A 9,905-nucleotide genomic window follows, 5' to 3' on the forward strand; every position below is an offset into this window, starting at 1 on the left:
CTGCGCCATCCGCGCTGCTGGAGGGTAAGATAATGGCCCAGACAGTCCTGCTGGACCCCACGCGGGTCGGCGATGAAATCCCGCATGAGGAAAGACCGCGCACCGCCATGGGCCGGTTCCTTTCCCGCATCGGCATGCCGCCTGCGCTGGCGTGGGGGTTTGCCGGGGTCCTGATCTTCATGACTGGCGATGGGGTGGAGAGCGGCTATCTCTCGCCCTATCTCGTCAGCATGGGGTTTACCGAACATGACGTGGCCCTTTTGTTTACCATCTACGGGCTGAGCGCCGCGGTTGCGGCGTGGCTGTCCGGTGCGCTGTCCGATCTGTGGGGTGCGCGGCGGGTCATGCTGGCCGGGCTTGCAATCTGGGGGCTGCTGCAGGTGGGCTTCCTGCTTGTGGCACTTCCCGCACGTTCCCTGCCACTCATGCTGCTGTTCTACGGCATAAGGGGATTTGGTTATCCGCTTTTTGCGTTCGGCTTCCTTGTCTGGGTGGTGACAACAGTCAATCCGGGCAGGCTGGGGTCCGCCGTGGGATGGTTCTGGTTCTGCTTTACCGGCGGCATGCCCACGCTGGGGTCCGTGTTTGCCGGTTACACCATTCCCTATATCGGCCCCATCGCGACGCTGTGGCTGGCACTTGGCCTTGTCATGCTGGGCGGGGTCATGGCGCTGGGCGGCATCAGGGAAAAACATGGCAATGTCCATGCGGCCACTGCCGACAAGCATCCGTTGAAAACCCTGTTCGCGTCGCTGTCGATTGCGTGGGAACGGCCCAAGGTTGGTCTTGGCTGTATTGTCCGCGCCATTGATACCTCGGCTGAATTCGGTTTCCTGGTCTGCCTGCCGCTGTATTTCATGCACGACCTGCATTTCAGCCTGGGGCAGTGGCTGATGGTGCTGCAGGCCATCTTCATCTCCAACGTGATCTGGAACCTTCTGTTCGGCATACTGAGCGACTGGCTGAGCTGGCGCGGCACGGTCATGTTGGGCGGCGGCGTGGGGTCTGCCATCAGCACGCTGCTGCTATACTGGTGCCCCACCCATTTCGGGCCGGGTCATATGCTGCCCACGCTGTTGGCAGGCGCGCTGTATGGCATGACGCTTGCCGCCTATGTGCCACTTTCAGCCCTGATGCCCTATCTGGCGCCTGACGACAAACCGGCCGCGATGTCGCTGCTCAATCTTGGCGCCGGGGCGAGCGTATGGATCGGGCCGGCCGTTGTGTACCTCTTTGAACCACGTTTTGGCATCTTCGGTGTCATTGTCACTTATGCGGGCATCTACCTGCTTAGTGCCTGCCTTGCGTGGTTCCTGACCCTGGACCCGGCGTTGCAGGCGGAACTGGACCGTTCCCGGCGCGCCGTGGCCAGAAGCCAATAAACCCACAAATAAAAACATAGACGGAAATAATAAAATGAAACCGTTCAGTGAACTGCTTAGCCTTGCGGGCCGTACCGCTGTCGTAACCGGTGGCGCATCGGGCATTGGCCTGGCAATTGCCCAGCGGCTTGCAGGGCAGGGGGCCGTGGTGTGCCTGGTGGACCGGAATGAGAAGGTGGCCGAGATCGCGGCCAGCCTGGGCAGCCAGCATTGCGGCGTGCATACCGATGTGACGGATGAAGCTGCGATCAAGACCGCGTGCAGCACCATCCTGTCCCAGCTTGGGCATGTCGATATCCTGGTCAATAATGCCGGGATTGCCCTGATTGCCGCGGCGGCGGAACTGGAAACATCCGCGTGGGACCTGACGATGGCGATCAACCTGCGCGCGCCCTTCCTGTTTGCCCGTGCGCTTGGCCCGGCCATGTGCAAAAAAGGCTTCGGGCGGATCGTGAACATTGCCTCACAGGCAGCGCTTGTGGCGCTGGACAGGCATGCAGCCTATAGCGCGAGCAAGGCGGGCATCCTTGGCCTGACCAAGGTTCTGGCGTTTGAATGGGGGCCATCGGGGGTGACGGTCAACGCGATTTCGCCCACCGTGGTCGAGACGGAACTGGGCAAGCAGGTCTGGTCCGGGCCGGTGGGCGACGCCTTCCGCGCGCAGGTGCCAACCGGCCGCTTTGCCCAGCCTGACGAGGTCGCCTGCGCCGTCGCCTATCTGGTCAGCGATGCCGCCAGCATGGTGAATGGCGAAAACCTTGTAGTGGATGGCGGCTATACGATCCGCTGAACAGTAAAAAAGTTTTTGGTGAAGCTTTTTTCAAAAAGCTTCGAAGAACGCCGCCTTTTCCGATCAAAAGGCGGCACCCAAAAACTTTTTTATTTTCTAATAAACTTTCAAGACATGGGAAAACCGCAAGACATGCGCCACACAATCCCCGCTGCTCCTGATGGGGGCGGCCACGCCAGCGCCAGTATCGACCAGCTCTGCATCAACACCATCCGCACCCTGTCCATGGATGGCGTGCAGAAGGCGAATTCCGGCCATCCCGGCACCGCGATGGCGCTCGCACCCTGTGCCTATGCCCTGTGGCGCAATGTCATGAAGTACGATCCCGCCAACCCGCTATGGCCCAACCGGGACCGCTTCGTGCTGTCCATCGGGCATGCGTCGATGCTGCTTTATTCGCTGATCTATCTGGCAGGCGTGCGTGATGTGCAGGCGGGCAAGGTGACGGATGCGCCATCGCTGACACTGGGTGATCTGGAGCAGTTCCGCCAGCTTGGCTCAAAAACACCCGGCCACCCGGAATACCGCCACACCACGGGCGTGGAAACTACAACCGGGCCGCTGGGGCAGGGATGCGGCAATTCGGTGGGCATGGCGATGGCCGAGAAATGGCTGGCCGCGCGCTATAACCGCCCCGGCTTCGACCTGTTCGATTACCACATCTACACGCTGTGCGGTGATGGCGACATGATGGAAGGCGTGGCCAGCGAGGCCGCGTCCGTCGCGGGCCATCTCAAGCTGGGCAACCTGACATGGATTTATGACAGCAACCGCATTTCCATCGAGGGTTCGACCGATATCGCTTTTACCGAAAACGTGCGCAGGCGCTTCGAGGGCTATGGCTGGCACGTGCTGGAACTGATGGATGCCAACGATACGGGCAACTTTGAACGCCTGCTGGCCGATGCGAAGGCCGAGACCACGCGGCCCACGTTGATCATCGCCCATTCCATCATCGGCTGGGGCGCGCCGCATAAGGCGGGCACGGCGGCGGCCCACGGCGAGCCGCTGGGTGTGGAAGAAATCCGCGAGACCAAGAAATTCTACGGCTGGCCGGAAGACAGAAGCTTCTATGTGCCCGATGGCGTGCTGGCGCATTTCCAGTCCGGGCTGGGCGCTCGCGGGGCTGCGGCCAGCGCACGGTGGCAGGCGCTGTTGAGCGCTTACCTTCAGGCCCATCCCGACCTTGGAGCCGAGGTTACGGCCATCATCAACGGCACGCTGCCGGTCGGGTGGGATGGTGGCATCCCGACCTTTGATGCAGATGCGAAAGGTGTGGCCTCCCGCGCCAGTTCGGGCACGGTGCTCAATGCGGTCGCACGGCATTACCCGTGGATGGTTGGTGGTTCGGCCGACCTGTCGCCTTCCACCAAGACCCACCTGACATTTGCGGGCGCGGGTGATTTCCAGCCGCCGCAATGGGGTGGCACCTACGGCGGGCGCAATGTGCATTTTGGCGTGCGTGAACATGCCATGGGCTCGATCTGCAACGGGATCGCGCTGGCGGGTCTTCGCCCGTTCTGTTCCGGCTTCCTGATCTTTTCCGATTACATGAAGCCGCCAATCCGCATGTCGGCACTGATGAACCTGCCGGTCCTTTATATTTTCACCCATGATTCAATCAGCGTGGGCGAGGACGGCCCCACCCACCAGCCCATCGAGCAACTGGCCCAGCTGCGCGCCACCCCCGGCGTGACCCTGATCCGCCCCGCCGATGCGAACGAGGTGGCGGAAGCCTGGAGGGTCATCATCCCCATGACCGATCGCCCCGCCGTGCTGGTGCTCAGCCGCCAGAACCTGCCAACACTGGACCGCAGCGTTTACGCCCCCGCCACGGGACTGGCGAAAGGGGCCTATGTCCTGGCCGAATGTGGCGGAAAGCCAGACCTGATCCTGATGGCGACGGGTAGCGAGGTTTCCCTTGTGGTGGCGACGTACGAGATCCTGAAAAAGGAAGGTATCAGCGTTCGTGTCGTCTCCATGCCGTCATGGGATCTGTTCGAGGCCCAGCCCGAAGCCTACCGCAACAGCGTGCTGCCGCCCGATGTCACCGCCCGCGTGGCGGTGGAACAGGCATCCGGCATGGGGTGGGCGCGCTATATCGGCCTGACGGGCGAGGCCGTGGTGATGCATGGCTTTGGCGCATCCGCCCCGGCGGAAGCGTTGCAGGAAAAATTCGGCTTTACCGTGGCCACTGTCCTTGCCGCGGCAAGGCGGCAGATCGCGCGCGCCTGACCCCATGAAGAGCCGGAAACACAGATCATGAACGAACTCCACAGCATGACTCTGACCAATCCATTATGCGCACTGGCCAGCCTTGGCCAGTCGCCGTGGCTGGACTTCATCCAGCGCTCCTTTACCGAAAATGGCAACCTGAAACGGCTGGTGGATCAGGACGGGCTGAAGGGCGTGACCTCCAATCCTGCCATCTTCCAGAAGGCCATCGGGCAGGGCAGTGAATATGACGCCCGCATCCGGCAGGTGCTGGCCGAACGGACAGTCGACGCGGCAGCCCTATATGAAATCCTGGCGGTGGAGGACATACAGGCCGCAGCCCGCGTGCTGTACCCCGTCTATGAAGCCAGCAGGCATATTGACGGGTATGTCAGCCTCGAGGTTTCACCCCATCTGGCGCATGATGCCATCGGCACACTGGCCGAGGCACGGCATTTATGGAAACGGGTCGACGCGCCCAACCTGATGATCAAGATCCCCGGCACGCAGGAAGGGGTAGAGGCCGTGCGAACCGCGATCGCGGATGGCATGAATGTCAATGTGACGCTGCTGTTCTCGCTTGAGGCATACAAAAAGGTGCTGGATGCCTACATGGCCGGGCTGGAGGCGCGGCACGCGCAGGGTCTGCCGGTATCGGGCATCGCCTCGGTCGCGTCCTTTTTCGTCAGCCGCATTGATGCCCGTATCGATGCGGCAATCGACGCGCGGGTTGCGGCAGCGGATCCGGAAGCAGGGGCGCTGGAAAACCTGCGTGGCAAGGTCGCCATCGCCAATGCCAGGATGGCCTATCAATACTGGCGGGAGGTGACACAGGGTGCGCGATGGTGGAAGCTGGCGGCCCTTGGCGCGCAGCCCCAGCGCCTGCTCTGGGCCTCGACCGGCACGAAAGATCCTGCTTACAGCGATGTGCTGTATGTCGATGCGCTGATCGGGCCGGAGACAGTCAATACCATCCCACCGGCTACATTCGCAGCCTTTCGCGACCACGGCACGGTGGCCCCGACGCTGACACAGGATATCCCGGGCGCGGAACGGGTGCTGCATGAGGCGGACCGGCTGGGGCTTGATCTGGCCGGGGTGACGGAGACCCTGCTGCATGAGGGGCTGGGCGCGTTTGAGGAAGCCTTTCATGTCCTGCGCGACAGTATATCCACGAAGATATCAAGCCTGAAGCCACATTGAAAAAATAAGGGTTTTCGGGTGCCGCCTTTTGATCGAAAAAGGCGGCATTCTTCGAAGCTTTTTGAAAAAATCCTCACCAGAAGCTGCTTTTTACTGTAGCCCGGATCATCATGAGTGGGCATCCAGCCATTGGCTGATCGCGTCAACTACCTGGTCTTCAATCCCGTAATACCCATGCGGGGTGAGTGAACCACACGCCTTTTTCGATCGGGTGGTGCCGCCTGCAACCATCAGCACATGCACATCCCGGCTACCCGTCATGGCGTCCGCAATCCGCTGGGCGGCCTGTGGCGGTGCGACGTTGCAGCGGTCATCACGGTTGGCGACGACAAGGACGGGTGCGCGTATTGCCTGCGGATCGGCGCTGAAAACTGTCTCCCTGCTGCCCCCCATGACGGAAACGGATTCCGTCAGCACCACACCGGCAAGGCTGCCCGCTGGGGCATGTGCTGCGCCATTCACGGCCGCAATGCTGCCCTGGCTCGTGCCCAGCAGGAAAACAGGTTCCGTCCCCTGCTGGTGCGCAAGCGCGATGATCTGCGCCACAACACGGGCATAGGTTGGGGAGCTGCGGTGGCCCCTGAGGTTGGCGCGGTCGATCGTATCGGGAATGAGAACGGCAAAACCCTTCTGGTTCCACAGGCTGCGCGTGCGCACGACAAAATTGTCGCCGTGTCGGATGTCTCCATTGTCTTCAAGGCCGATATCGCCAGCCCCGCCAGGCAGCATGACAATGATCCCCCGGGGGCGGTCGGGCGCGGTAGACAGCACACGGACTGTTTCACCCCCGTTCAGCGGCAGGTTGAAAAGACGGTCGTTCTGGCCCGGCTCGGCGGTGATGGCTGGCATTTTCTGCAGGGGGTGATCACGCGCGAACGCCGCGGCGGGCAGGAGGGCGAGAAGCGACAGTGTCGCGATCATGTTTCGCGGGTATTTTCGCATCGGGGTTCCTTGGTGGCTTCTGGCCAGGTTACGGGCGAATGCCGTGGAAAATCTCCACAACCCAGTCAATGAAAAGGCGCACGCGTGGGGACATCTGCCGGTTATGCGGATACAGCAGTGCGACGGGGGAGGGGGTTGGTGGAAACGCCGCCAGGATTTCAACCAGTGTCCCGGCCCCGATGTCGTGCGCCGCGTGATAGCGCGGGATCTGGATGATGCCCAACCCGGCCCGTGCAGCCGAAACATAGCTTTCCGCCGCATTGACGGCCATGTGGAGGGGCAGGGTCATATCACGCTGTTTTCCATCAATGACGAACTCCAGCGGCAGGATGCGCCCCCGCAGGCTGGACTGGAAACCGACCATGTAGTGGCCATCCGCCAGCGCGTCCGGGTGGGTCGGGACGCCATGCGCTGCCAGATAGGCCGGGGCGGTCAGGGTCACTTCCTCCAGCATGCCCAGTTGCCTTGCCACCATCTCGCTATCCTTGAGTTCACCCACCCGCAGCACGCAGTCCATTCCCTCGCGAACGGGATCGACCAGACGGTCGCCCTCGCTCATATGCAGTTCGATATCCGGATAGGCGGCAAAGAACGCGGGCAGGGCCGGGAGCAGGAAATGGCGCGCGAGCGTGCCATGCACATCGACCCGCAATGTGCCTTTTGGCCGGACAGTGCCGAATGCCGCCTCGGCATCTTCTATATCGGCCACGATATGTCGGCAGCGGCGGTAATAGGTTTCGCCTTCCGGTGTCGGGCTGACCTGACGCGTCGTGCGATGCAGCAGGCGCACGCCAAGCCGGGCCTCCAGCGCCTTGATGACATCGGTCGCGGTTGAACGCGGCAGGTTCATGTCCTCTGCCGCCTGCGTAAAGCTTTCGCGGTCCACGATGCGCATGAACAGGCGCATGACATCCAGCCGATCCATGGACTGTTCCCTTTTTTCGAATAGTTTGTCCGGATTATGCGGGATTATCCGGCGGCCGAAAAGGGGCAGGGTTCCCTCCATGGTCCAGATGGCCACTGACAGAAGGAAAATGGATATGACACGGAACGGGAAAGTCGCGATCGTCACCGGCGCATCACGCGGGATTGGTGCCGCCATCGCCACACGTCTGGCGAAGGATGGTCTGGCGGTTGTCATCAATTACGCGGGCAACGCTGCACAGGCGGAGGACCTCGCAGGGCAAATACGCAAGATTGGCGGCGAAGCCCTGCCGGTCAGGGCCGATGTGTCCGATCCGGCAGCCGTGACCGCGCTGTTTGATGCGGCGGAAAAAGCCTTTGGCGGGGTCGATGTGCTGGTCAACAATGCCGGGATCATGACGCTGGGCCGGATTGCCGATGTGGATGATGCGGCCTTTACACGCCAGGTGGATATCAATCTCCGCGGCACCTTTAACACGCTGCGCGAGGCGGGCAGGCGGCTGCGCAGGGATGGGCGGATCGTCAACCTCTCGACCAGCGTCGTGGGGCTGAAATTCGAGAATTATGGCGTCTATGCCGCCACAAAAGCGGCGGTCGAAACCCTGACGGCCATCATGGCCAAGGAACTGCGTGGCCGGAACACCACGGTAAACGCGGTCGCACCAGGACCGACCGGAACGGCGCTGTTCCTTGATGGCAAAAGCCCGGAACTGATCGAAAAGCTGTCGAAGATGAACCCGCTGGAGCGTCTGGGCACACCGGATGACATTGCGGCGGCCGTGGCCTTTCTCGTAGGCCCCGATGGCGCGTGGATCAATGGCCAGACCCTGCGCGCCAATGGCGGCATGGTCTGAGGCGCTCATGGAAGGGAAACAGAGCATGGGCAGGCAGGTTATCCTGATTACCGGGGCGTCGAGCGGGTTTGGCGCCATGACCGCGCGTGCGCTCGCCACCGCGGGACATTGTGTCTATGCCGGTATTCTGGACCCCACGGGCCGGGGAAAAACGGCGGTGGAGGACGCGGCCCGCTTTGCCGGGGACTGGAAAGTTGACCTGCGGACCGTCGAACTCGATGTGCTTCAGGACACACAGGTCGGGGCGGCGGTCAACCGGATCATCGCGGAGCAGGGCCAGATCGACGTCGTGATCCATAATGCGGGCCATATGTGTTTTGGCCCGGCGGAAGCGTTTACGCCGGAGCAGCTGGCGGCGCTCTATGACGTCAATGTCCTGTCCACCCAGCGCCTCAATCGCGCGGCCCTGCCGCATATGCGCAAAAGGGGGCAGGGGCTGGTCGTGTGGGTCTCGTCATCGAGCACACGGGGCGGCACGCCGCCTTTCCTCGGCCCCTATTTCGCGGCGAAGGCGGCAATGGACGCGCTGGCCATTTCCTATGCCGGTGAACTGACCCGCTGGGGGATCGAGACGACCATCATCGTGCCGGGCGCCTTTACCAAGGGCACCAACCATTTCCGTGATGCCGGTGCCCCGGCCGATCAGGCCGTGGCGCTGGCCTATATGGATGGGCCATACAAGGGCGTGAAGGAAAAGGCGCTAGCAGGGCTGGCGGCCCTCGAACCGGCCGATGCCGACCCGCAGAGCGTGGCCCGGGCGATCGAGGCAGTGGTGGATACTCCGCGTGGAAAACGACCTTTCCGGGTGCATGTCGATCCGGCACAGGACGGGGCGGAAATCGTCAACGGTGTAGCCGACAGGATGCGGGCAGAACTGCTACGGCGCATCGGTCTTGAGGATCTGCTGCATATCGCAGCACCCAAACCATCGGCATCGCCCTGATCGTGCGTTAGGCGGTGTCTGAAGCCGCCTGTCTTTGCAGAGTAGGGCAGAAACAATAAATGTGCTCCGGGTGTCGTTCTTTATGGAAACGCGACACCCGGAAATTTTATGTCCGTTTATCGGGGTCAGGCATCCGTTGAACAGGACAGCGTCCGCCAGTATTGGAATTCCGCCTGCAGGCGTGCCAGTTGATCGCCGACAAGCCGCACCGCGTCACTGCCCAGCAGCAGGTGCGCAGGCGGCGCCTCGACCTTCAGGATTTCCAGCATTGCGCGCGCGGCCCGTTGCGGATCACCCAGATGAGGCCCGTCATTTTCGGCACGGCGTTCGTGTAGCTGCTCAAAGACTGCGCGATAATCGGGAATATGACGTTCTGCCCTGACCATGGACCGCCCGGCCCAGTCGGTCCGGAACGCACCGGGTTCGACGGCTGTGACATGAATTCCCAAACCGGCCACCTCCTTGCCCAAGGCCTCGGTAATGCCTTCGAGGGCAAACTTGCTGCCATGGTAAAGACCCAGACCCGGCATGGTGATCATCCCCCCCATCGAGGTCACATTGAGGATATGACCTGTTGATTTTCACTGAGAACTGACCCGGGTAGGGCGGAAATTTTCATCGAGATTTGACCCATGCCTTCACACTCCCCGGCA

Annotated in this window: 9 protein-coding genes; 6 read left to right on the top strand and 3 right to left on the bottom strand. The window is 61.9% G+C overall.

What is annotated here, in order from left to right; translation table 11 throughout:
* The first annotated feature begins 32 nt into the window (after positions 1 to 32).
* The 4 genes from AC1RQ9_RS12635 (at position 33) to tal (ending at position 5,589) form a co-directional block, all read left to right on the top strand.
* The gene (locus tag AC1RQ9_RS12635) at positions 33 to 1,382 is read left to right on the top strand and encodes an MFS transporter (RefSeq protein WP_217419973.1); all 1,350 of its coding nucleotides are present in this window, start codon (positions 33 to 35) and stop codon (positions 1,380 to 1,382) included.
* Between the two features lie 34 nt (positions 1,383 to 1,416).
* Positions 1,417 to 2,172, top strand: a complete 756-nt coding sequence (locus AC1RQ9_RS12640) for a GolD/DthD family dehydrogenase (protein ID WP_217419974.1) — start codon at positions 1,417 to 1,419, stop codon at positions 2,170 to 2,172.
* Between the two features lie 132 nt (positions 2,173 to 2,304).
* Positions 2,305 to 4,407, top strand: a complete 2,103-nt coding sequence (tkt, locus tag AC1RQ9_RS12645) for a transketolase (protein ID WP_217419975.1) — start codon at positions 2,305 to 2,307, stop codon at positions 4,405 to 4,407.
* A gap of 27 nt (positions 4,408 to 4,434) precedes the next feature.
* The gene (tal, locus tag AC1RQ9_RS12650; RefSeq protein WP_217419976.1) at positions 4,435 to 5,589 is read left to right on the top strand and encodes a transaldolase; all 1,155 of its coding nucleotides are present in this window, start codon (positions 4,435 to 4,437) and stop codon (positions 5,587 to 5,589) included.
* 108 nt (positions 5,590 to 5,697) lie between these two features.
* Here tal and AC1RQ9_RS12655 read toward each other — a convergent pair whose 3' ends face one another.
* Together AC1RQ9_RS12655 and AC1RQ9_RS12660 are read right to left on the bottom strand one after the other, a co-directional pair.
* Entirely contained in the window at positions 5,698 to 6,531 is an 834-nt protein-coding gene (locus AC1RQ9_RS12655; RefSeq protein WP_254511708.1) for an alpha/beta hydrolase, read from the bottom strand.
* Positions 6,532 to 6,559: 28 nt separating this feature from the next.
* A complete protein-coding gene (locus AC1RQ9_RS12660; RefSeq protein WP_217419977.1) occupies positions 6,560 to 7,456 on the bottom strand; it encodes a LysR family transcriptional regulator in 897 nt (298 codons plus the stop codon).
* A 115-nt stretch (positions 7,457 to 7,571) separates the two neighbouring features.
* Here AC1RQ9_RS12660 and AC1RQ9_RS12665 point away from each other — a divergent pair, with 115 nt between their 5' ends.
* Together AC1RQ9_RS12665 and AC1RQ9_RS12670 are read left to right on the top strand one after the other, a co-directional pair.
* Complete coding sequence (locus AC1RQ9_RS12665; RefSeq protein ID WP_217419978.1) at positions 7,572 to 8,309, top strand: SDR family oxidoreductase; 738 nt, start codon at positions 7,572 to 7,574, stop codon at positions 8,307 to 8,309.
* A gap of 25 nt (positions 8,310 to 8,334) precedes the next feature.
* Complete coding sequence (locus tag AC1RQ9_RS12670; protein ID WP_217419979.1) at positions 8,335 to 9,252, top strand: SDR family oxidoreductase; 918 nt, start codon at positions 8,335 to 8,337, stop codon at positions 9,250 to 9,252.
* A 125-nt stretch (positions 9,253 to 9,377) separates the two neighbouring features.
* Here the strand turns inward: AC1RQ9_RS12670 and AC1RQ9_RS12675 are convergent, their stop codons facing one another.
* Entirely contained in the window at positions 9,378 to 9,818 is a 441-nt protein-coding gene (locus AC1RQ9_RS12675; RefSeq protein WP_367651105.1) for an SDR family NAD(P)-dependent oxidoreductase, read from the bottom strand.
* Between the last annotated feature and the right edge of the window lie 87 nt (positions 9,819 to 9,905).

The sequence above is a fragment of the Komagataeibacter ossonobensis genome (genome assembly GCF_057359305.1).

What these genes read in the sequence shown, in the direction of transcription:
- AC1RQ9_RS12670 (WP_217419979.1), top strand. Translation starts at nt 8,335, where the DNA reads ATGGGCAGGCAGGTTATCCTGATTACCGGGGCGTCGAGCGGGTTTGGC.
- AC1RQ9_RS12635 (WP_217419973.1), top strand. Translation starts at nt 33, where the DNA reads ATGGCCCAGACAGTCCTGCTGGACCCCACGCGGGTCGGCGATGAAATC.
- AC1RQ9_RS12640 (WP_217419974.1), top strand. Translation starts at nt 1,417, where the DNA reads ATGAAACCGTTCAGTGAACTGCTTAGCCTTGCGGGCCGTACCGCTGTC.
- tal (WP_217419976.1), top strand. Translation starts at nt 4,435, where the DNA reads ATGAACGAACTCCACAGCATGACTCTGACCAATCCATTATGCGCACTG.
- AC1RQ9_RS12660 (WP_217419977.1), bottom strand. Translation starts at nt 7,456, where the DNA reads ATGGATCGGCTGGATGTCATGCGCCTGTTCATGCGCATCGTGGACCGC.
- tkt (WP_217419975.1), top strand. Translation starts at nt 2,305, where the DNA reads ATGCGCCACACAATCCCCGCTGCTCCTGATGGGGGCGGCCACGCCAGC.
- AC1RQ9_RS12655 (WP_254511708.1), bottom strand. Translation starts at nt 6,531, where the DNA reads ATGCGAAAATACCCGCGAAACATGATCGCGACACTGTCGCTTCTCGCC.
- AC1RQ9_RS12665 (WP_217419978.1), top strand. Translation starts at nt 7,572, where the DNA reads ATGACACGGAACGGGAAAGTCGCGATCGTCACCGGCGCATCACGCGGG.